This is a genomic window from Stutzerimonas xanthomarina DSM 18231, assembly GCF_900129835.1.
Lineage (GTDB): Bacteria > Pseudomonadota > Gammaproteobacteria > Pseudomonadales > Pseudomonadaceae > Stutzerimonas > Stutzerimonas xanthomarina.
In genome coordinates this window covers 38674-60716 of record NZ_FQXA01000009.1, presented here as the reverse complement: position 1 = coordinate 60716, position 22043 = coordinate 38674, and the positions used below count along the sequence as shown (strand labels likewise).

The following is a 22043-nucleotide window of genomic DNA, read 5'->3' as shown; positions in this document are numbered from 1 at the left end:
TATGTCTGTCTTTGCTGGTAGTCATAAACACGACCGTTTGCCTATCCCTTATGGTAAGGGGGAAACAATGTCCGGTGTTTCAGGGGGCTCGTTCATCCGGCAGCAGCTCTCACACATGTAGAGGCCAGAGCGATCTTTCTACAGGGCGCATTCGAGACTCAGGACAGCGACCATATTCTAGGTGCCATAGCTGTCACTGTTCGTGCCTATGGGACACGAAAGCTAAGTGGTGAGACTGGTATTTCGTGTCACAGGTTAGAAACCTGTAGCGATCTGGACCTCTGCAGTCTGATCTCAGTGCTGCGTGTGCTCGGTATTCGCCTGTCAGTGCTTGAGCTAGGTAATTGACGCTTGGGACCTATCTAACGCGGCCTAATCGGCCTTGTTGGCACGACCTCGCTGCGGCAGCTCCGCTACCTTGCAAATTCGCGCTCGCAGGAAGAGCAAACGTAGGCTGCCGCAATACGCGTCTGTGCGTGATCGCCTCTCATGTACTGACCGCGCAGAAAGCTTGCTCAGTCACGACTGTATCGTGCCGCTTTAGATTAAATATGATTAAAAAGGATTAGAGCGACGCGGTAGTCTGGGTGAGCCCTTACGGCACTAAGGCTGCAGGCTGTTTGTCCCTGTGGATAAATGCCAACGTAACGGTATTCCCTGGTCAACGTAACGGCATTTTCCTGCCAACGTAACGGTAATGGCTGGTCAACGTAACGGTATTTCCTGGTCAACCTAACGGTATCAATCAGCTAGTTTTGACGTCCTAGTTTCTTGCGAAGATGCCTATGCTGGCTTCCGGTAGGCCGCTTGTGAACGTATACCTTCCCTTCGCGTATTTCATAGCTAAACGGCTGCTCAAGTGATTGATGCGCTTCTGCAAGAGCGGCTAGTGCACGCTTCAGGTTACGTTCAGCGCTCGCTGGGCAAGCGTCGTCACTTCCCGCCATGTTCATGAGCGTTTTAATCGAAACAGGGAAAGGGTCAGCGTGGCTGGCGAAATAGCCATGCAGCCATTGGGAGAGCGGCTTATGCGTAAGCCGGCGACGAACACTCCAGTCAATGTGAGTGAAACCCTCTCGACCAAACAGGCCCGTTAGCTTGGGGTTGAGTTCGATGACGAGCTCACCTGTTTCCTCGTCCCGGTAAAATTCATCGATCAGGCTCCCGGTATATGACCGCTTCCCGTCTGAGATCTCGATTGCAGTAGCCGTCAGCCGGGCAAGGCACCGATACAGCACTCCTCTGTTTGGACCTGTGTCGGTTTTCCCCTGCAGTTTCAAGAGTAGATACGCGCTGCTGCGAAACGGCAGGCCCAGCTTATTGGCACGGCAGACGTGTAACAGGGTGATCCAAACGTTATGGTCAACCTGGTTCAAACGTTGTCCTGTGTAGCGGATGGATGTTGGGTTTTGCGCGAAGATTTCGGCTCGCTCTAAGTATCTGTTTGATCGGCTCGAGCTAAAGAGGGCGGACCTAAGAGCTACGTTCGGTACGCCACGTGACGAAGCAGGCCAGTCAGGTAACGTTGACGGCGGGGATGAGCCAGAGCCAGTGTCGGTTTTTTTCGTACTGGGATGCAGCTTCCTAGACTCTTCCAGTCGTGCAACTGCGCTTTCTACAGACAAGGACAAGGACCTAACCTCAGGCCTGGTCGATGAACTGTGCGATGCCTGCTACTCGAAAGTAAACGCGGCGACCTATTTTCACCCTGCAGGGTTTTAATTGCCGAGCGAGCTCGTTGTCCCCAGATAGCGTTATGCGCAGCCCTTCCGGGCTGCGATGAAATATCTCTGCGACTTGCGTTATCGAAAGGAGAGGGGAGCCCCCATTGTTCGTCAAAATTAGCTCTTCAGTCGTCATGGTCCTGCGCCTACTTAAGTAATGTAGGTGGAACAGTACGAATAATTACGCCTAGAATAAGGGCTACTTTTTTAACGTACAGGTTGACATGGCTCGCGCTAGATCTCTTGAGCATCTGCTAGCGATCTTCGCCTGCGACTCCCGCTGCTCCGCTGCGTTTAAGGCTGGCTTCGAGTCGGTCTTTTCTGGCCTGTCGGCATCGTCAAGTCTTACCTCCAGGCGTTACCCAATTTGGCCTTTGGTTCGCGAGCACCTTGATGACGTTTTTAACGATTGCGTAGAGCAGTACAAGGGCGACTGGGCAAAGGAGTTGCTAGCAGGGGCTCGTTTGTCTGAGATGGCCCGGCGGCCGCCGCTTTTCTCGGCTGTCCCTTGCCCGAAGCCCGCCGCTGATGGTGACGCCGCATCGGCAGCAGTAATCGTGGGGAGTGGTTTTGTAGGAACTAAAACCGACTGCATGCCAGAGATTGATTGGCAGCTTCTGAATTTAGAGCGATGGGATTCAAACCTGACGTTTGCATTGGACAGCTTGCTTGATCCGACGGGCACTCCACATCCAAATGCTTTTGCTTTATGCGGCGCCCTTGAATCGGTGCGGGAGCTGTTTCGGTTGTTCAGACACTTCAGGCCTAGGCTCACTAAGGCTCTGATGCAGTTTGACGCGCTTATGGACTGTCGTACCCGGCCACAGGGTGTTGCGTATTGCGAGCTCTGTTGGCGGGAGAGTATCCGCTCCAAAAAGCTGCAGGAGATCGATGCCAAGGAAGGGCGCGAAGTAGGCGCTTTGCTTCGTTCCGATACCCTCACGGAAGATAAGCGAGAGGTCTGGTGGGCGCAGGCGATGTTGCTGAAAGCGAACCAGTATCTCCCTCCAACAGCGGCGTTGATATCTAAGGCCGACGCAGCAGAGCTTGCTCGTATCTTTAAAAGGTGCCGCGTAGACCGAATGACAGCGGGGAATTTAAGCCAGCGGTACTGCTTGATCCATAAACCTGGTTCATCGAAATACCATGCGGATCTGCGTTACAAGGGCGCGTTTCAACGCCAAATTTCTGTGCTGATGGGTTTGGCGAGGTCTGACTACGCGATCGATTTTCAGCCTCCTGCTGCTGCGGACATGCAAGAAGTGCGTAAAACAGCCTATGACCAGGTGCATTCGAGGTTGCATGCCATAGCTTCAAAGCGAGCTGTCTCATTGGGGCTGCGCGAGAAAGTCTGGCTGATGCATGGTGAGGGGATTAGCCAGTCTGAAATGGCTAGACGGCTGGGTGTTTCACGGCAGGCAATATCGAAAGCCAAGAAAAGTTTAGAGGCCTTGATCAACACGCAGCATGCCGGTTGTTACCTTAACCCGCTAACAGGCGAGGCGCACGTATCTGAGCGGACGAGGAACAATATTTGGGACGGTCTGATGCGCGGTCTGACAGTTGTTGCCATCGCCAAAGAGGTTGGTTTAGGGAAGGACACCGTTGATGGATTGGTTCGGCTGATGGACGCTCGATGACCCGCGCCGCTCTCAATCTTAGCCCCTTTTAATCCGGCGGATTCTCTGCCGGGGTAAAAGGGGCTGGAGTCTTTGGGGCTATCAATGACGGGCGCGGAAATAAGGCGACCCATCGTTCAAAAGCGCTTGGTGTCCAGCTTATCCAATTTGCTCACCAAATCTTCCGCACGTAAGTGCGTGTAGCGCTTCAGCATCTGCATTGATTTATGCCCGCTGATAGCCGAGACCTCTTGGTCGGACAGACCACCTTCGACTAGCCGGCTGACAGCCTCATGCCGCAGATCATGAAAACGTAGGTCGGGCATGCCGAGCTTGGTTTTCAGCAGCCCCCAGGTCTTGGTGAAGGCGTACGGACGGCGCTTGCCGTTTTTACCTGGCTCGCCAAAGAACACTAAATCGCAGTCAATCGGACGTATTGGGTTGTTCAGTGCTGCCTGGAAGGTATCGGTGGCCCATTTGCTGAGTGGTACGGTGCGTGCGCTGTCGTTCTTGGTGTCTGAGAGGCGCACCACACGCTTTTTAAGGTCGACTTGGTGCCTGCGCAGGGATGTGATTTCAGAAGAGCGCATACCCGTCTCAAGGGCGATACGCACGATCCAGCCGAGCATGGGGTTGCTGTGATTGTTAACGGCGGTCAGCAAGCGGCGTTCTTCTTCGGCAGACAAGCGCCGGTCTCGGCCTTCTCCGGGGCTAGGTTTTCGGATGTTCAGCACGGGGTTGAAACTCAGGCCTAGGCCCCATTCCTGAATCGCTACGGTAAACAAGTGGCTGAGCAGTGCCAGTTCCAGGCGTACGGTGTTGTTGCTGGTGGGCTTGCCGCGGTTAGTGATCGAGGCGAGTCGGGTATCGCGGTAAGTGGCGATGATCTCGGCGGAGAGGGCGGCCATGGAGTATTTGCCCAGATGGCTGATCAGCTGCTGGGCTTTGGTGGCTTCGGCGCGCTGGGTCGTCGGCTTCTTGGTTGGGCTGATTTCGCTGAGGTAGCGCTTCAGCGCCATTTCTAATGTCATGCGCTCGGAGCCGCTGCGCTGGATGTAAACGCCCCTGACCATTTCGTCTTCCGTACGACGTGCCCAATCTTCGGCGTCGCGCTTGGTGCGGAAGGTTTTGGTGTTCGTCGGCCAGCCAGTTTTGCGCACCAAAGCCTTCCAGGTGCCGGCAGGGGTTTTGACGATTGTGGCCATATTTAGCGAGCTCCAAGGAGTACAGGCGAACCGGCACTGTACTGAATTTGTACCTTGGGAATATAGGACTAGCTGAACTGCTTTTCCATCTCGCAAGAAAAAGCCGCGCTATGCGCGGCTTTGGAGTTGGTGGGCCCACACGGACTCGAACCGTGGACCAAAGGATTATGAGTCCTCTGCTCTAACCAACTGAGCTATAGGCCCTCAGAGGCGGGGCGGATTATACCGGTGCTGTTGCGTATGCGCCAAGCGAAGCTGTGCGCCCCGGACTGTTTTGACTGGCCTGAATACAAAACCCCCGGCGCGGGCCGGGGGGGGTTGGTTTACTCGTCGAGGAAGGAGCGCAGATGCTCGCTTCTCGTCGGGTGTCGCAGCTTGCGCAGTGCCTTGGCTTCGATCTGCCGGATCCGCTCACGGGTGACATCGAACTGTTTGCCGACTTCCTCAAGGGTGTGGTCGGTGTTCATGTCGATGCCGAAGCGCATGCGCAGTACCTTGGCTTCCCGGGCGGTGAGGCCGGAGAGGACTTCGCGAGTGGCTTCCTTGAGGCTCTCCACGGTCGCCACGTCGATCGGCGATTGCATGGCAGAGTCTTCAATGAAGTCGCCCAGATGCGAGTCTTCGTCGTCACCGATCGGAGTTTCCATGGAGATCGGCTCTTTGGCGATCTTCAGTACCTTGCGAATCTTGTCCTCGGGCATCTCCATGCGCTCGCCAAGCTCCTCAGGTGTGGGTTCGCGACCCATTTCCTGCAGCATCTGACGGGAGATGCGGTTGAGCTTGTTGATCGTCTCGATCATGTGAACCGGGATACGGATGGTCCGCGCCTGGTCCGCGATGGAGCGAGTGATCGCCTGGCGAATCCACCAGGTGGCGTAGGTCGAGAACTTGTAACCGCGACGGTATTCGAACTTGTCCACCGCCTTCATCAGGCCTATGTTGCCTTCCTGAATCAGGTCGAGAAACTGCAGGCCGCGGTTGGTGTACTTCTTGGCGATCGAGATGACCAGACGCAGGTTGGCCTCGACCATCTCTTTCTTCGCCCGGCGAGCTTTGGCTTCACCGATCGACATGCGACGGTTGATGTCCTTGATGTCGGCAATTGCCAATATGCATTCTTCTTCCAGCGCGAGCAGCTTCTGCTGGCAGCGCTGAATATCTTCCTTGCGGGCAGCGATGGCTTCGGCGTATTTGCTCTTGCCACTGGCTAGCTGATCGGCCCAGCCCAGGTCAGTTTCGTTGGTCGGGAACTGACGCAGGAAGTCGGCGCGAGGCATGCGCGCGTCACGCACACAGATCTGCATGATGGCGCGCTCCTGGGCACGAACCTGGCTCAGGGCATCACGCACACGCAGGACCAGCGCATCGTATTGCTTGGGGATGAGCTTGATCGGCATGAACAGCGTGGCCAGTTCCTGCAGGGCGTCGGTGGCCTGCTGGCTACCGCGACCATGCTTCTTCAGAGCCTTTTTTGCGACGTCCAGTTGCTCGGCAACGGCGCCGAAGCGAACGCGAGCGACTTCCGGATCCGGACCGCCATCACCTTCTTCTTCATCACTGTCGGAGTCGTCTTCTTCCTCGTCGTCCTTGTCATCACCGGCTGGCTTTGCTGCTGCCTGTGGCGTGACGGGCTCGACTTCTGCCTGCGGGCCGGCTGCGCCGTCATCGTCAGGGTCGATATAACCGCTAAGGATGTCGGACAGGCGGCCACCTTCGGTGGTGACGCGATCGTAATCGGCGAGGATGCTGTCGACGGTGCCCGGGAAATGGGCGATGGCGCTCATCACCTCGCGAATGCCTTCCTCGATGCGTTTGGCGATTTCAATCTCGCCTTCGCGGGTCAGCAGTTCGACGGTGCCCATTTCGCGCATGTACATGCGCACGGGATCTGTCGTGCGGCCGATGTCGGTTTCGACAGCGGCAAGTGCCGCCGCGGCCTCTTCGGCTGCGGCTTCATCGGTATCGGCTTCGGCCAGCAACAGGGCATCGGCATCCGGGGCAACCTCGAATACATTGATACCCATGTCGTTGATCATGCGAATGATGTCTTCCACCTGTTCCGGATCGGAAATATCCTCCGGTAGGTGGTCATTGACCTCGGCGTAAGTCAGGTAACCCTGCTCACGGCCACGCTGGATCAATTCTTTGAGACGGGACTGCTGTTGCGCTTTTCCGGACATATAACCCTATCCACTGACGGTTCTGGCGGGTTGAAAACAAGCTGACCATTATAGCCGAGCAAGGACCTCACGCGCCAGTTGAGGTCGATATAGCGGGTGTTGAGTTGCGATTTAGCAGGTTGCGCAGCTGTTCTTTCTCCTCTGCGCTGAGTTCACCCTGGCGAGCTTTGCGCAGCAGCGTTTCAAGGCTGCGGTCGCGTTGTCTGGCGGCAAGGCTTGTTATGGTGTCGAAAAACTGTTGTTCAAGGTTATCGGCCGAGATCAGCCATTCTTTCTCGGCTAGTGCGCGTAAAAGGCGCCCTTGGTCGGTTCCATGCCAGCGTGCAATCAATTGCAGGCTGCGCAGCTTGGGATTCTTCTGCAGTGTGCCGAGAAGCGCGACGAGCAGCTGTGCGTAGGTGTCGTCTTCTGCCGCAAAATGGCTGGCGTCTTCCACCTTTTGCGCAAGCTCGGGATGGTGCAGTAGCGTGCGTAATGTGGTGAGTGCCGGTGGTTCTACTGTCGTGGGCGTTCTCGGTGTACGTGACTTGAAGTCTGGACGCTGACCGGTTTTTTTCCAGTCTTTCTTCCATTCTTTCTTGCCGTTGTGCTTTGGCTGTGTCTGTTCTGGCGGTGCGTAATAGTCGCCTTCGTCGTGCGCGGAGCCTGTGTCGTAATAGATGCTGTCATCGTATTCCGGGGCTGCGTTCGGCGACGAGGCGCTCATCTGCTGAACTGCTTCGCTGTGCAGTCCGGTGATCTCACTGAGGCGCTGGCGCATCAGCGCGCGGAGGTTGGCGCCAGGTATCTTTTCGATGAGTGGTGCGGCCAGCGTGGCCAGGTGGGCCTTGCCTTCAAGTGAGCGCGGGTCTGCTTCATCGGTGAGCTGCTGGAAAAAATAGTCGGCCAGTGGCTGAGCGTGTTGTTGTATTCGCGCCATAAAGGCGTCGGTGCCTTCGCTGCGCACCAGGGTGTCCGGATCTTCGCCTTCGGGCAAAAACAGAAAGCGTGCGCGACGGCCATCCTGCAGGTTGGGTAGCGCCGATTCCAGTGCGCGCCACGCTGCCTTGCGGCCGGCAGCGTCGCCGTCGAAGCAGAACAGTACGCTGGGTACGATGCGAAACAGGCGCTTGAGGTGTTCGTCGCTGGTGGCCGTGCCAAGGGTGGCGACGGCGTTGCGCAGGCCCTGTTGAGCCAGTGCGATCACGTCCATGTAGCCTTCGACGACCATGATCTCATCCAGGTCGCGGTTGGCCTTGCGTGCCTCGTATAGGCCGTAGAGCTCCTGGCCCTTGTGAAAGACCGGTGTTTCCGGTGAGTTCAGGTACTTCGGCTTGTCGTCGCCCAGTACGCGGCCGCCAAAAGCAATGACGCGTCCGCGACTGTCGCGGATTGGAAACATCACTCGGTCGCGAAAACGATCATAGCTTCTGCCGGTTTCAGCGTTTTCGATCAGCAAGCCGGCATCGATCATCGCTTTTTGCTGCAGGGCGTCGCTGCCCAGATGCTTCATCAGGTTGTCCCAGCCAGGTGGCGCGAAGCCGAGGCCGAAATCCCGGGCGATGATGCCGGAAAGTCCGCGGCCCTTAAGGTATTCCACGGCGGCCTTACGGGCCGGATGCCCCTTAAGCGCCTGGCGATAATACCCGGCGGCGGACTCAAGCAGCGGGTAGAGCGGCGAATCCACCGGCTGGCGCGGTTTGCGTCCCGGGCCGCTTTCTTCGCGTGGGACTTCCATGCCTGCGCGCTTGGCCAGTTCTTCGACAGCCTGGGGAAACTCCAGGTTATCGTGGTCCATGACGAAGCCGAGCGCGTTGCCGCCAGCGCCGCAGCCGAAGCAGTAATAGAACTGCTTGTCTGGGCTGACGCTGAACGAAGGTGTCTTCTCTTTATGAAACGGACAGCAGGCCGTGTAGTTCTTTCCGGCTTTTTTCAATTGGATGCGCGAACTCACCACCTCGACGATGTCGGAGCGGTTGAGCAGGTCATCAATGAATGATTGCGGGATCAAGCCGGCCATAGGGGTATGAGAATACGCTCGCGGTGTTCAGGCCGGAATGAAAAAAACTCCGACCATTCGCCAACTGGCGAAGCGGAGTCTCTCTCAAATGCAAAGCCCGGCGTTGGCCGGGCTTGATGCAGCTTCAGCTGTACTGAATCAGTACAGGCGAACGCTGCGGCGCTGTTCGCGCTGCACTTTCTTGGCGTGACGCTTGACTGCGGCAGCAGCTTTGCGCTTGCGCTCGGCAGTGGGCTTCTCGTAGAACTCGCGGCTGCGGACTTCAGCCAGAACACCGGCTTTTTCGCAAGAACGCTTGAAGCGACGCAGAGCTACGTCGAATGGTTCGTTCTCTTTAACTTTAACGTTGGGCATCCAGGACGTACCTTCACTTGTTTACCGGTTACAACGCGCTTCGGCAAATATCGCGAGCACGCTGGTTTTAAGGGTTGCGGATGTTAACGCCTTGCCGCGTGGAATGCAAAGCCCCCTGATCGAAAAGCGCTGGTCGGTCGCTGGTCCCGGCGATTAATATGCGCGGCTTCATTCGCTTCTCTGGAAGGTCGTACCCATGCTGGTGCTGGGGCTGGAAACTTCATGCGACGAGACCGGCGTCGCGCTGTACGACAGCGAGCACGGCCTGCTGGCGGATGCTCTGTTCAGTCAGATCGATCTGCATCGCGTGTATGGCGGAGTCGTGCCGGAGCTGGCCTCGCGTGATCACGTCAAACGGATGCTGCCACTGATTCGCCAGGTACTCGCCGAAGCCGGTCGCGAGTCGAGCCAGATCGATGCGGTTGCCTACACGGCCGGTCCCGGTCTGGTGGGGGCGTTGCTGGTCGGTGCTTCGTGCGCGCAGGCGATGGCATTCGCCTGGGGCGTGCCCGCGGTCGGCGTGCATCATATGGAAGGTCATCTGTTGGCACCCATGCTCGAAGAGCAACCGCCGTCGTTCCCCTTCGTGGCATTGCTGGTTTCCGGTGGCCATACGCAGCTTGTACGGGTCGATGGCATCGGTCGTTACGAGCTGCTGGGCGAGTCGGTAGATGATGCTGCCGGCGAGGCTTTCGACAAGACGGCGAAGCTGATGGGGTTGCGTTATCCCGGGGGTCCGGAGATAGCCCAGCTCGCCGAGCATGGCACTTCCGGTCGTTTCCTCTTTCCACGTCCCATGACTGATCGGCCGGGGCTGGATTTCAGCTTCAGCGGCCTCAAGACCTCGACTCTCACGACCTGGCAGCAATGCCGTAACGCTGGCGACGACGGTGAGCAAACCCGTTGCGATATTGCGCTGGCCTTTCAGCAGGCAGTGGTCGACACGCTGACTATCAAGTGTCGGCGCGCGCTGAAGCAGATGGGGTTGAGCAACCTGGTGATCGCCGGTGGCGTGAGCGCCAATCTGGCATTGCGCCAGAGTCTCGAAGCGATGCTCGGAGAGCTTAAAGGGGAGGTGTTTTATGCGCGACCACGTTTCTGCACCGACAACGGTGCGATGATCGCCTATGCCGGTTGCCAGCGATTGCTGGCCGGCCAGCGGGACGGGCCGGAGATTTCGGTTCAGGCGCGTTGGCCGATGGAGACGCTGGCAGCGGTATAAGTCTGCTTGCCAGTTAGAAGTGCCGCTCCGTACCGGCGAACAGGTCGCGTAGATTGTTCCGGTGACGCCAGACGATCAGTCCAGCCAGCAGTGCCATCGGCCAGAGCGCTTCAGGCTGCTGCCAGGCTAGCAAAGGCAGGCACAGCGGCAACGCGGCAAGCGCGGCAAGCGAGCTGGTCCGGGTGATCTTGAATGCCAGCAGCCAGATGGCCAAGGCTAACAACGCCGCCGGTGGATACAGGCCAAGCAGGGCGCCGGCAGCGGTCGCCACGCCCTTGCCGCCACGAAAGCGAAAGTACAACGGATAAAGATGACCGAACACCGCCGCCAGTGCGATCCAGGCTTGTTGCTGAACAGATAAGCCCTGCGTTGCGGCGACCAGGACCGGTAGCAGGCCCTTGAGCAGATCGCCGAATAATGTGCTGATTGCCAGGCGCCTGCCGGCGAGCCGCAGCATGTTGGTCGCGCCGGGATTGCCGGAGCCACCGACCCGCGGATCGGGTGCGCCGGTCAGGCGACTGAGTAGAATGGCGAATGACAGAGAACCGATCAGATAGGCGAGCAGAATCAGTTGCCAAAACATGGCATCCATCCGGGGCAGGGAGACCCTGAGTCTAACGACGTGCGGCACAATTGTCGTGCCGTGGGAGAGAGTTGCGTGGATACAGTTTTTATCGAAGGGCTGGAAGTGGAGACGCTGATTGGCGCCTATGATTGGGAGCGTGGAATTCGGCAGTGCCTGCGTTTGGATCTGACGCTCGGCTGGGACATTCGTCCCGCCGCGGAGAATGACGAATTGGACAAGGCGCTGGATTACGCCGAAGTGACAGCTGCCATCGATCGGTTCGCTCAGGCGTCGCGCTTCGAGCTGGTCGAGACGTTTGCCGAGCGGCTGGCTGCGGGCCTGATGAGTCAGTTCGACATCCGCTGGCTGCGGCTGCGGGTTACCAAGCCAGGCGTGAACGCGCGCGCCTCGGCGCTCGGCGTGGAGATCGAACGCGGATGCCGCTGACTCGCGTACTGCTGGGGCTCGGCAGCAATAGCCGCCGCGAACAGAATCTGGCTGCCGGCCTCGATGCGCTGGAGCGGTTGCTTGGCGATATGCGCTGTTCCCCTGTTTTTGAAAGCCTCGCGGTGGGTTACAAGGGTGAGAATTTCTATAATCTGGTGGTTTCCGGAACCACCGAGCTGCCGTTGATGGAGCTTGACCGCAGGCTCAAGTTCATCGAGGCGGACAACGGCCGCTACGCGCCGGACCGCAAAGGTCTGCCGCTGGATATAGATGTCCTGCTGTATGACGATCTGGTGGGCAATTTCCATGGCTTGGAGCTGCCGCGACCGGAGACGCTGAAGAATGCTTTCGTGCTCTGGCCGCTGTCGCTGCTGGCTCCAGATGTGATGCATCCAGGCACGGGGCGAAGCTTCGCCGAGCTGTGGCGCGAATCGAACATTGACCAACAGCTGTGGCCTGTGTCGTTCTGCTGGAAAGGCTCGGAGTTGACGCCGGCTGCTATGAGGCCTCAATAGCGATATCGTAGGCAGGTGCAACCCCTCGAGCAGAGCGATAGGCGGTTCTGACTTCTACCTTGGCAGATTCTGCGAGTGCGCCGCCCACCGTACGGCGGTTTTGCCGAAGCCCGACGCTGCTCACCCGATCAACTATCAGTCGCTAGTGCCGGGGTTCTGGTTCTGGCGCTGGTATGCCTGAACGGCGTTCAGTCGACCACGCTTTAGTGCTTCGCCCAGCTCGGCTCCCTTGTAGCCTTGTTCGATCAACGGTTTTACCGGCACGGCGCGGGCGGCCTCGGCGGCGCCTCGCAGGTAGTCTGCTTGTGGATAGTCATGTACCTCCATGCCAGGGCCTTTCGCATCCATTTCGCACGCGGCGATGAATTGTTCGAAGCGCTCCGGGCGACGGTAGATATCGAAGTGCTGAAGCAGCTCGAACAGCTGAGGCGCGGGTAGCGTCATGGCGCCATGGGCCTGAGCGTGAAACTCACCGGTCAGCATGGCCAATTCATGACAGTCTCGCGGCACTTTAAATCGAGTATTGACGGTTTTGATCAGCGGCAGTCCCGCTTTGCCCGACTCTGCTCCCTGCATCGGCACCACCGTTCCACCCAGGTGCTGTAACAGGCAGGCCCAGCGCACCGTCAGCGGCTGTCCATGGACAGCGCACTGGCGCATTACCGCGAGTGCATGTTCGCCTGTTGCTGGCTCTGGGGTGCTGGTCTGGGCTTGCCGCCTGTTGAACAGCCGGTCAATTTCGGGGAACAGTTCGCTCAAGGCACCGCATTCGCGAAGTACCTGCACGAACACGTCAGGGCGGGGCTCCATGAGGGCGCGTGAGATCTCCTTCCAGCTGCGTTCCGCTGTCAGCGCCTGAAGTTCTCCCGATTCGGCAAGCTGACGCATTAGCGCCTGTGTTTCAGGCGCGACGTTGAAACCAAGCTCGGCATAACGCGCTGCAAAGCGCGCCACACGCAGCACCCGTAACGGGTCCTCGGCGAAAGCAGGGGATACATGCCTGAGTTGGCGGGCAGCGAGGTCGGCCTGGCCTCCGTAGGGGTCGATCAGATTGCCCTGCTCATCCTCGGCCATGGCATTGATGGTCAGATCGCGGCGGATCAGGTCTTCTTCAAGCGTAACGTCAGGGCTCGCGTAGAAGGTGAAACCGCCATAACCGCGGCCACTCTTGCGCTCAGTGCGGGCCAGCGCGTATTCCTCACCTGAAGCCGGATGCAGAAACACAGGGAAGTCTGCTCCCACCGGGCGATAGCCGTTGGCCTGCATCTCTTCGGCACTGGAGCCGACCACGACCCAATCCACCTCAGTCACCGGCCGCCCCAGCAATCGATCCCGCACCGCTCCGCCGACTTTGTAGATCTGCATGTATTCCTCCGTTCCGGCGGAGGATAAACGAAAGCCCCGCGACAGCAAGATGCGGGTGCATAGGGCGAACCGTCGTTCGAAGGCGTGTATCCAATCAGATCGGCGGCAGCGCCAGGTTCACGCCTGGGAACTTGCTTTCGGTGTCCGGCTCTACCCGCGGCGGCATGTGATGCGTGGTGACCAGCTTGTCGTCCTGCATCGATTGCAGATGTACGTCGAACCCCCAGAGACGGTGCAAGTGCTTGAGCACTTCGTCGGTGGAACCGCCCAGCGGTTTGCGGTCATGCTGCTGATGGCGCAGGGTCAGCGAACGATCGCCGCGGCGGTCGACACTCCAAACCTGCACGTTGGGCTCGCGATTGCCGAGGTTGTACTGCGCCGCGAGCAATTCGCGGATGGTGTGGTAGCCGCTTTCGTCATGGATGGCGGGTACCAGCAGCTCGTCCTTGTGATCGTCGTCGAGAATGCTGAACAGCTTGAGATCGCGGATGACCTTCGGCGACAGGAACTGCAGGATGAAGCTTTCATCCTTGAAGTTATTCATTGCGAATTTCACGGTGGTCAGCCAATCGCTGCCGGCGATGTCCGGAAACCAACGCTTGTCTTCTTCGGTGGGGTGTTCGCATATCCGGCGAATGTCCTGATACATGGCGAACCCCAGCGTGTAAGGGTTGATGCCGCTGTAGTACGGGCTGTCGAAGCCGGGTTGATAGATCACGCTTGTGTGCGACTGAAGAAACTCCATCATGAAGCCATCAGTCACCAGCCCTTCGTCGTACAGGTCGTTGAGCAGCGTGTAATGCCAGAAAGTCGCCCAGCCCTCATTCATGACCTGGGTCTGGCGCTGTGGATAGAAGTACTGCGCGATCTTGCGCACGATACGCACCGCTTCGCGCTGCCAGGGCTCCAGGAGCGGCGCGTGCTTCTCGATGAAGTAGAGGATGTTCTCCTGTGGCTCGGTCGGGAAGCGCTGGTCGCGCTCGCGTTCGTCGGCCTTATCGCCGGACTTCGGAATGGTTCGCCAGAGGTCGTTGATCTGCTTTTGCATGTGCTCTTCGCGATCCTTCTGCCGCCGTCGCTCTTCCTCGGCGGAAATCGGGTAGGGGCGCTTGTAGCGGTCGACGCCGTAGTTCATCAGTGCATGACAGGAGTCGAGCAGGTCTTCCACCGCATCGATGCCGTGGCGTTCCTCGCATTGCATGATGTACTGCTTGGCGAAGACCAGGTAGTCGATGATCGAACTGGCATCGGTCCAGGTGCGGAACAGGTAGTTGCCCTTGAAGAAGCTGTTATGACCGTAGCTGGCATGGGCAATTACCAGCGCCTGCATGGTGATGGTGTTCTCTTCCATCAGGTAGGCGATGCAGGGATCAGAATTGATCACGATCTCGTAGGCCAGGCCCATCTGTCCCCGCGTGTAGGATTTTTCCGTGCTGAGGAAGTGCTTGCCGTAAGACCAATGGTGATAGCCCAGCGGCATGCCCACCGAGGCATAGGCGTCCATCATCTGTTCGGCGGTGATGACTTCGATCTGGTTCGGGTAGGTATCCAGCGCGTAACGCTCGGCGATACGACCAATCTCGCGGTCGTAGGCGCGGATCAGCTCGAAGGTCCATTCCGAGCCGGTGGAAATGGGCTGTCGTTTCATACTGCGTACCTCAGCTAGCCATGCGCCGCTGGAATAGTTCGCGGAACACCGGGTAGATGTCTCCTGCCGTTACCAGTTGCTGCTGGGCGAACGAGTCACCGAAGGCTTCGGCCACCTGGTTGTATTCGTACCACAGCGCCTGATGTTCGCGCGGGGTGATTTCGACGTAGGTGAAATACTGGACGAAGGGCATGATCTGGTTGATCAGGATGTCCCGGCAGATGGGCGAATCGTCATTCCAGTTGTCGCCATCCGAAGCCTGCGCCGCATAGATGTTCCACTCGTTGGCCGGGTAACGCTCGGCCATGATCTCCTGCATCATTTTCAGCGCACTGGACACAATGGTGCCGCCGGTTTCCCGCGAGTAGAAAAATTCTTCTTCATCGACCTCCTTGGCACTGGTGTGGTGGCGAATGAACACCACGTCGATCTTGTCGTAGTTCCGCTTGAGGAACAGATACAGGAGAATGAAGAAGCGTTTGGCGATGTCCTTGGTCGATTGGGTCATGGAGCCCGACACGTCCATCAGGCAGAACATCACGGCCTTTGAGCTGGGGTTGGGATGTTTGACCAGCAGGTTGTACTTGAGGTCGAAAGTGTCGAGAAAGGGTACGCGGTGAATGCGTGCGCTGAGGCGTTCGATCTCCTCTTCGGCTGCCTGGATGTCGGTGAAGTTGGCGGGCTCCTCGAGCTTCAGGCGCGCCAGCTCGGCTTTGATCTCACGCAGCTTGGCGCGGCTGCTGCCCGACAAGGCGATGCGCCGCGCGTGGGCCGAGCGCAGGGTGCGAATAATGTTGATGCGTGACGGGTTGCCTTCGTTGCTGATGCCGGCGCGGACCGTCTTGAAGGTGTCGGTGCCGGCCAGATGCCGCTTCACCAGATTGGGCAGTTCCAGGTCCTCGAACATGAAGTCGAGAAACTCCTCCTGGGTGATTTGAAAGACGAAATCATCCATGCCTTCGCCGCTGTTGCTGGCTTGACCCGCGCCCTGGCCACCGCCACCCCCCTGAGGCCGAGGGATGCGCTCGCCAGCGACGAATTCCTTGTTACCGGGATGGACGATGGTCTGCCGACCGCCACGTCCGTGATGCAGGATCGGCTCGTCTATATCGCGGCCGGGAATGCTGATCTGCTCGCCGTGCTCCATGTCGGTGATGGAACGGCGTCCAACAGCCTCTTCCACAGCCTTCTTGATGTGCCCTCGGTATCGCTGCAGGAATCGCTGGCGATTCACCGTGCTCTTGTTCTTGCCGTTCAGACGGCGGTCGATCACGTAGCTCATACGAGCCCTCCGGGCTGAGCTGGAAATCTTAGGCTCGAAGTCGGAAGCGCGCTGTTTGGACTCCAGCTTCCGACTTCAAGCGCTCAGCTGCTTTACTGCGATTTACGTACCCGCAGATACCATTCGGAAAGCAGGCGTACCTGTTTCTCGGTATAGCCGCGTTCGACCATGCGCACGACGAAGTCGCTGTGCTTTTTCTGATCTTCCTTGCTGGCTTTGGCGTTGAAGCTGATGACCGGCAGCAGGTCCTCGGTGTTGGAGAACATCTTCTTCTCGATCACCACGCGAAGCTTTTCGTAGCTCAGCCAGGACGGGTTTTTGCCGTTGTTGTTGGCTCGGGCACGCAAGACGAAGTTGACGATCTCGTTGCGGAAATCCTTCGGATTGCTGATGCCGGCTGGCTTTTCGATTTTCTCCAGCTCTTCGTTGAGCGCGGCGCGGTTGAGGATCTCGCCGGTTTCCGGATCGCGGTATTCCTGATCCTGAATCCAGAAGTCGGCATAGAGCACGTAGCGGTCGAAGATGTTCTGACCGTACTCGCTGTACGACTCGAGATAGGCGGTCTGAATCTCCTTGCCGATGAAGTCGACGTAGCGCGGCGCCAGGTATTCCTTGATGAATCGCAGGTAGCGCTCACGCACCTCGGCAGGGAACTGCTCTTGCTCGATCTGCTGCTCCAGTACATAAAGCAGGTGCACCGGGTTGGCCGCGATCTCGTGTGGGTCGAAGTTGAACACCTTCGACAGGATCTTGAAGGCGAAGCGAGTCGAGAGACCGTTCATGCCCTCGTCGACGCCGGCGGTGTCGCGATATTCCTGGATCGACTTGGCCTTAGGGTCGGTGTCCTTGAGGTTCTCACCGTCATAAACCCGCATCTTCGAATAGATGTTGGAGTTTTCCGGCTCTTTCAGACGGCTCAGCACCGAGAACTGCGCCAGCATCTTCAGCGTATCGGGGGCGCAGTGGGCCTTCGATAGCGAGCTGTTGAACAGCAGTTTGTCGTAGATCTTGATCTCGTCAGTGACCCGCAGGCAGTACGGCACCTTGACGATGTAGATACGGTCAATGAACGCTTCGTTGTTTTTGTTGTTGCGGAAAGTGTGCCATTCCGACTCGTTGGAGTGGGCCAGTAGGATCCCGTTATAGGGGATCGCGCCAAGGCCTTCGGTGCTGTTGTAGTTGCCTTCCTGGGTAGCGGTCAGCAGCGGGTGCAGCACCTTGATTGGCGCCTTGAACATTTCGACGAATTCCATCATGCCCTGGTTGGCGCGGCACAGCGCACCTGAGTAGCTGTAGGCGTCGGCGTCGTTTTGGGGGTATTCCTCAAGCTTGCGAATATCGACCTTGCCCACCAGCGCCGAAATGTCCTGGTTGTTCTCATCGCCCGGCTCCGTTTTGGCGATTGCGATCTGATTGAGGATCGATGGGTACAGCTTGACCACACGGAACTGGCTGATGTCGCCACCGAATTCCTGCAGGCGCTTGGTAGCCCACGGCGACATGATCGAGCTGAGGTAGCGACGCGGGATGCCATAGTCCTCTTCAAGAATCTGAGCGTCTTCAGCCGGGTTGAACAGCCCCAGGGGCGACTCGAAAACAGGCGAGCCCTTGATGGCATAGAAGGGAACCCGCTCCATCAGTTGCTTGAGCTTTTCGGCGAGGGACGATTTACCGCCGCCCACCGGGCCGAGCAGATAGAGGATCTGTTTCTTCTCTTCCAGGCCCTGGGCGGCGTGCCTGAAATACGAAACGATCTGGTCAATGCAGTCTTCCATACCGTGGAAGTCTTCGAAGGCCGGGTAGCGGCGGATGACCTTGTTGGAAAATATTCGCGAAAGCCTCGAGTCGGTCGAGGTGTCGACCAGCTCGGGCTCACCGATGGCCATCAACAGGCGCTCGGCTGCAGTTGCGTAGGTTCCCCGGTCTTCCTTGCACAGGTCGAGGTATTCCTGAAGCGAATACTCTTCCTGACGGGTTGCTTCGAATCGTTGCTGGAAATGGCTGAAAATGCTCATTGACTTCACCTCGGACGATGCTCGGAGCCGGTGTTGTCATCATGCATTCAGGTACGGCCGGCTGACCGGCCTGTGGAGTTCCCCCGAACACCTGATGGTCGAAACTGAGGCCCGGTAGCCGTTGCACGGCTTCCACCTGTTTGGATGGCCTGAACTGAAGGATAGTTCGGATTCGGCAAGTTCAAGGGAGGAGAGGTGTTTTTGCCGCTGCGTTTCGTCGGAAGAAAGGCTCAAGGCCGCAATATCTGCGGCCTTGAGCGTGTGATCTTTTTAGCTAGGATCGCCCTGTTCGGTCTCCTGCGGAAACGCCTGTTGCCAACGCTCGAAACCGCCGTCGAGGCTGTAGACATCAGAGAAACCCTGGCCTACCAGATAAGCCGCTGCGCTTTGGCTGGAGTTGCCGTGGTAGCAGACGACTATCAGCGGTTGGTCGAGATCAGCGGTTGCGATGAAGTCTGGCAAGGATTGATTGTCGAGATGTGTCGAGCCGGTCACGTGACCATTGGCGAAGCTGTTCGGGTCGCGGATGTCGACGATCACGCCGCCTTCACTGCGCAGCGATTGCGCCTGTTCGGGGGTAATACGTTTGAATTCGGTCATGGCTTGGCCTCGCAGTCGCAGCGGTACAGTTCGTCGCTGTCGACGTTCATCAGTGTCATGGAGTTACCCCATACGCAGCCGGTGTCCAGCGCGTATATGTTCGGCTCGTCGCAGTTGCCTTCCAGCGCGGCCCAGTGGCCGAAAATGATCTTTTCGCCGCGGGTCTTGCGAGTGGGGTGGCTGAACCAGGGCGCAAAGCCCGCGGGTGCTGAGTCGAGGCCTTCCTTGGCTTCGAGGTCGAGGGTTCCATCGGCTGTGCAGAAGCGCATCCGGGTGAAGTAGTTGGTGATCAGCCGCAGCCTTGGGACGCCGTGTAGGTCCTTGCTCCATTTGGCCGGCTGATTCCCGTACATGCCGTCGAGAAAGGGTTGCAACATGGCGTCATCGCGAATTGCCTGTTCGACCTCAGCCGCGCGGCGCAAGGATTTGCTCAATGTCCATTGCGGTGGGATGCCAGCATGGACCATGGTGACCTCGCGCTCGGCATCGTGGTGGACCAGTTTCTGCTGACGCAGCCAGAAAACCAGATCCGCTCGGTCGGGGGCATCGAGGATCGCCTGCAGCGTGTCGGATTTCTTCAGCCGTTCGATCTTGTGGGTTACGGCCAGCAGGTGCAGGTCATGGTTACCGAGAACGGTGACACCCGAGCTGCCCAGGTCGCGCGCAAAACGCAGCGCTTCGAGCGATTGGGGCCCGCGGTTGACCAGATCGCCCGCCAGCCACAGGCAGTCGCGCGAAGGGCTGAAGTCGACTTGCTCGAGCAGGCAGAGGAGGGGTTCGAGGCAACCTTGCAGGTCGCCGACAGCATAGGTAGTCAATGCAGGGCTCCAGGTACGGCCAGCCGAAACGGCGCAATCGTGGCATCGAAGCGATGCCCGTCTTCGGCGAGCATCTGATAACTGCCTTGCATCGTGCCGACGCGTGAGGCCATTAGGGTGCCGCTGGTGTAGACATGGCGATGACCGGGGGCTAGTACCGGCTGCTCACCGACCACGCCTTCGCCACGCACTTCCTGTACCTGACCGTCTCCGTCAGTGATGATCCAGTGGCGTGACAGCAATTGGGCAGTCAGCTGGCCCTTGTTTTCGATGGTTACGGTGTAGGCAAAGGCAAAACGGTTCTGTTCCGGTTGTGACTGGTCTGCCAGGTAGGCAGGGCGGATGTTGACGTCGATCCAGTAGCGGAGGTCTTCAGACATGGCGTGCTCCTTCGCGTGGGTCGCTTTCAGCCGCGGGCAGTTAGTTGATCCGATAGTCTTACGAACGCGGCCAGGTCCAGCTGTTCCGGGCGCAGGCTGCCATCGACGTCGGCGGCGGCGATTGCGTCTGCATCCAGCAACCCTTTAAGCGTGTTGCGCAGCGTCTTGCGGCGCTGGTTAAAGGCCTGGCGAACGACGGTTTCAAGTTGTCGATGATCTTGGGCCGGATGTGGCAGTACTTCGTGCGGTACCAGGCGAACGATGGCTGAGTCGACCTTCGGTGCTGGGTTGAACGCGCCAGGGCCAACATTGAACAGGTGTTCGACGCGGCAGTGATACTGGACCATGATCGACAGCCGGCCCCAGTCACCGCCGCCTGGCACTGCGGCCAGGCGCTCGACGACTTCCTTTTGCAGCATGAAGTGCATGTCGCGAATCAGGCTGGCATGGTCGAGCAGATGAAAGATCAGCGGCGTGGAGATGTTGTAGGGCAGGTTACCGACGATGCGCAGGCTGCCGGGCTCCTGGCTGAGCCGCGAGAAGTCGAACTTCAGCGCGTCGCCCTGGTTGAGCGCGAAATTTTCGCGGCCGGCAAATTTCTGTTGCAGGATCGGGATCAGGTCCAGGTCCAGCTCGACCACGTCCAGGTGTGCGCCGCTGTCGAGCAAGCCTTCGGTCAACGCGCCCTGGCCCGGGCCGATCTCGACGACCCGCTCGCCCGGTTTGGCATGGATAGCGCGCAGGATGCGATGGATCACGCCCGCATCGTGAAGGAAGTTCTGGCCGAAGCGCTTGCGCGCGCGGTGTTGATAGTTCTCGGACATATACAGCAGTCTCAGGAGCAGCTAGAAGCGTGAGGCTTGGAGCTGGGAGCGAAAAGGCCCCCAGTTTAGCAGTTGCGGTAGGCGAGGCGAGTGTCCTGCCGGTAAGTGCTGTACGAGCCGTTGCCGTCTGGAGGCACGCTGGATAACTCGGAGCTAGCCATTGCGACGCCAGGCCGCTGTTGCGGTACGCGCGGTGGGCTGCAACCGTCCGGCGACTTGCCCGGTGCGTTCCTGCGCTGACGCGCGTCTGTACACAGTCCTCTAGCACCTGTTTCCTGCGCTGCTTGCGGGGTCTAGCTGCCGCTCATCTCATACGCCGTTTCCAGCGCCACTCGCAGACTGCCGGTGTCGATCCGGCCTGTGCCTGCAAGGTCCAGGGCGGTACCGTGGTCGACCGAAGTGCGTACGATCGGCAGCCCCAGGGTTACGTTCACGGCTGCACCAAAGCCCTTGTACTTGAGCACCGGCAGGCCCTGATCGTGATACATCGCCAGCACCGCGTCGCAGTGTTCGAGGTATTTGGGGGTGAACAGTGTGTCTGCCGGTAGTGGGCCGATCAGGTCGAGCCCGTCGCGTCGCAGCGCCTCCAGTGTCGGCTCGATGATCTCGATTTCCTCGCGGCCCAGATGTCCGCCCTCGCCAGCATGGGGATTGAGCCCGCAGACCAGGATCCGCGGTCGGGTGATGCCGAACTTTTCCACCAGGTCGGCGTGCAATATGCGCGTCACACGCTGCAGTCGCTCGGTGGTGATGGCGGCAGGCACATCCTTGAGCGGCAGGTGGGTGGTGACCAGTGCAACCCGTAACCCACGGGTGGCCAACATCATGACGACCTGCTCGGTGCCGGTCAGCTCTGCGAGAAACTCGGTGTGCCCCGAAAACGAGATACCTGCCTCGTTGATCACGCCCTTGTGCACCGGCGCAGTGATCATCCCGGCGAAGCTGCCATCGAGGCATCCTTCGCCAGCACGGGTCAGCGTGGCCAGCACGTAGTCGGCGTTGGCTGGGGTGAGCTGGCCGCTTATGGCAGGTGCACCGAGCGGCGTGTTCCAGACGTACAGGCTGTTGGCGGGTGCCGGTTGGTTCGGCCAGTTGCCTGGCGCGACCTCGAGGAGAGTGATGTCCAGTCCAAGTTCTGCTGCACGGCTGCGTAGCAACTCGGCACTGGCGATGGCGATCAGGACGTGTGGATGGCTGTCGCGTGCGAGCAACAGACAGAGGTCGGGACCAATACCGGCGGGTTCGCCGGGCGTCAGGGCGAAACGTTTGGTGGTCATGTCG

Annotated in this window: 20 protein-coding genes and 1 tRNA gene; 4 read left to right on the top strand and 17 right to left on the bottom strand. The window is 58.8% G+C overall.

Annotated elements, in window-relative coordinates; translation table 11 throughout:
• Positions 1 to 749: 749 nt before the first annotated feature.
• Together trfA and BUE09_RS20715 are read right to left on the bottom strand one after the other, a co-directional pair.
• A complete protein-coding gene (trfA, locus tag BUE09_RS19195; RefSeq protein ID WP_231975587.1) occupies positions 750 to 1625 on the bottom strand; it encodes a plasmid replication initiator TrfA in 876 nt (291 codons plus the stop codon).
• Positions 1626 to 1641: 16 nt separating this feature from the next.
• On the bottom strand, positions 1642 to 1860 hold the full coding sequence (locus BUE09_RS20715) for a MerR family transcriptional regulator (protein WP_073303599.1): 219 nt from the start codon (positions 1858 to 1860) through the stop codon (positions 1642 to 1644).
• A gap of 337 nt (positions 1861 to 2197) precedes the next feature.
• Between BUE09_RS20715 and BUE09_RS19185 the strand changes: the two genes are divergently transcribed.
• Positions 2198 to 3364 carry a MarR family transcriptional regulator gene (locus BUE09_RS19185; protein WP_231975588.1) on the top strand — a complete coding sequence of 389 codons (1167 nt, stop codon included), beginning with the start codon at positions 2198 to 2200 and terminating at the stop codon, positions 3362 to 3364.
• 116 nt (positions 3365 to 3480) lie between these two features.
• Here the strand turns inward: BUE09_RS19185 and BUE09_RS19180 are convergent, their stop codons facing one another.
• From BUE09_RS19180 to rpsU, 5 genes are all read right to left on the bottom strand, one after another.
• A complete protein-coding gene (locus BUE09_RS19180; RefSeq protein WP_073303595.1) occupies positions 3481 to 4548 on the bottom strand; it encodes a tyrosine-type recombinase/integrase in 1068 nt (355 codons plus the stop codon).
• A 127-nt stretch (positions 4549 to 4675) separates the two neighbouring features.
• A tRNA-Ile gene (locus tag BUE09_RS19175) sits at positions 4676 to 4752 on the bottom strand.
• Positions 4753 to 4871: 119 nt separating this feature from the next.
• On the bottom strand, positions 4872 to 6728 hold the full coding sequence (gene rpoD, locus BUE09_RS19170; protein WP_073303593.1) for an RNA polymerase sigma factor RpoD: 1857 nt from the start codon (positions 6726 to 6728) through the stop codon (positions 4872 to 4874).
• A 67-nt stretch (positions 6729 to 6795) separates the two neighbouring features.
• The gene (dnaG, locus tag BUE09_RS19165) at positions 6796 to 8727 is read right to left on the bottom strand and encodes a DNA primase (RefSeq protein ID WP_073303591.1); all 1932 of its coding nucleotides are present in this window, start codon (positions 8725 to 8727) and stop codon (positions 6796 to 6798) included.
• 138 nt (positions 8728 to 8865) lie between these two features.
• Positions 8866 to 9081, bottom strand: a complete 216-nt coding sequence (gene rpsU, locus BUE09_RS19160) for a 30S ribosomal protein S21 (protein WP_003283508.1) — start codon at positions 9079 to 9081, stop codon at positions 8866 to 8868.
• A gap of 196 nt (positions 9082 to 9277) precedes the next feature.
• Between rpsU and tsaD the strand changes: the two genes are divergently transcribed.
• A complete protein-coding gene (gene tsaD, locus BUE09_RS19155; protein ID WP_073303589.1) occupies positions 9278 to 10303 on the top strand; it encodes a tRNA (adenosine(37)-N6)-threonylcarbamoyltransferase complex transferase subunit TsaD in 1026 nt (341 codons plus the stop codon).
• Positions 10304 to 10316: 13 nt separating this feature from the next.
• Here the strand turns inward: tsaD and plsY are convergent, their stop codons facing one another.
• Complete coding sequence (gene plsY / locus BUE09_RS19150) at positions 10317 to 10886, bottom strand: glycerol-3-phosphate 1-O-acyltransferase PlsY (RefSeq protein ID WP_073303587.1); 570 nt, start codon at positions 10884 to 10886, stop codon at positions 10317 to 10319.
• Between the two features lie 75 nt (positions 10887 to 10961).
• Here plsY and folB point away from each other — a divergent pair, with 75 nt between their 5' ends.
• Together folB and folK are read left to right on the top strand one after the other, a co-directional pair.
• Positions 10962 to 11315, top strand: a complete 354-nt coding sequence (gene folB, locus BUE09_RS19145) for a dihydroneopterin aldolase (RefSeq protein WP_073303585.1) — start codon at positions 10962 to 10964, stop codon at positions 11313 to 11315.
• Entirely contained in the window at positions 11306 to 11830 is a 525-nt protein-coding gene (folK, locus tag BUE09_RS19140) for a 2-amino-4-hydroxy-6-hydroxymethyldihydropteridine diphosphokinase (RefSeq protein WP_073303583.1), read from the top strand. Before folB ends, folK begins: the two co-directional genes overlap by 10 nt.
• Before the next feature lie 135 nt (positions 11831 to 11965).
• Here folK and BUE09_RS19135 read toward each other — a convergent pair whose 3' ends face one another.
• The 9 genes from BUE09_RS19135 to pdxA all read right to left on the bottom strand — a co-directional run bounded on the left by BUE09_RS19135 (position 11966) and on the right by pdxA (position 22039).
• Complete coding sequence (locus BUE09_RS19135; RefSeq protein ID WP_073303580.1) at positions 11966 to 13195, bottom strand: multifunctional CCA addition/repair protein; 1230 nt, start codon at positions 13193 to 13195, stop codon at positions 11966 to 11968.
• A gap of 94 nt (positions 13196 to 13289) precedes the next feature.
• Complete coding sequence (locus BUE09_RS19130) at positions 13290 to 14843, bottom strand: SpoVR family protein (protein WP_073303578.1); 1554 nt, start codon at positions 14841 to 14843, stop codon at positions 13290 to 13292.
• Between the two features lie 10 nt (positions 14844 to 14853).
• A complete protein-coding gene (locus tag BUE09_RS19125) occupies positions 14854 to 16125 on the bottom strand; it encodes a YeaH/YhbH family protein (RefSeq protein WP_019341987.1) in 1272 nt (423 codons plus the stop codon).
• A 92-nt stretch (positions 16126 to 16217) separates the two neighbouring features.
• Positions 16218 to 18140: a PrkA family serine protein kinase gene (locus tag BUE09_RS19120; RefSeq protein WP_073303576.1), complete on the bottom strand. Its 1923-nt coding sequence runs from the start codon at positions 18138 to 18140 to the stop codon at positions 16218 to 16220.
• A gap of 270 nt (positions 18141 to 18410) precedes the next feature.
• Positions 18411 to 18740, bottom strand: coding sequence for a thiosulfate sulfurtransferase GlpE (gene glpE, locus BUE09_RS19115; RefSeq protein WP_073303574.1), 330 nt, complete (start codon positions 18738 to 18740; stop codon positions 18411 to 18413).
• Positions 18737 to 19558, bottom strand: a complete 822-nt coding sequence (locus BUE09_RS19110) for a symmetrical bis(5'-nucleosyl)-tetraphosphatase (RefSeq protein WP_073303571.1) — start codon at positions 19556 to 19558, stop codon at positions 18737 to 18739. Before BUE09_RS19110 ends, glpE begins: the two co-directional genes overlap by 4 nt.
• Positions 19555 to 19938: a Co2+/Mg2+ efflux protein ApaG gene (gene apaG / locus BUE09_RS19105; RefSeq protein ID WP_073303568.1), complete on the bottom strand. Its 384-nt coding sequence runs from the start codon at positions 19936 to 19938 to the stop codon at positions 19555 to 19557. Before apaG ends, BUE09_RS19110 begins: the two co-directional genes overlap by 4 nt.
• A 26-nt stretch (positions 19939 to 19964) precedes the next feature.
• Entirely contained in the window at positions 19965 to 20762 is a 798-nt protein-coding gene (gene rsmA, locus BUE09_RS19100) for a 16S rRNA (adenine(1518)-N(6)/adenine(1519)-N(6))-dimethyltransferase RsmA (RefSeq protein WP_073303566.1), read from the bottom strand.
• A 293-nt stretch (positions 20763 to 21055) separates the two neighbouring features.
• Positions 21056 to 22039, bottom strand: a complete 984-nt coding sequence (gene pdxA, locus BUE09_RS19095; RefSeq protein ID WP_073303563.1) for a 4-hydroxythreonine-4-phosphate dehydrogenase PdxA — start codon at positions 22037 to 22039, stop codon at positions 21056 to 21058.
• Positions 22040 to 22043 lie beyond the last annotated feature (4 nt).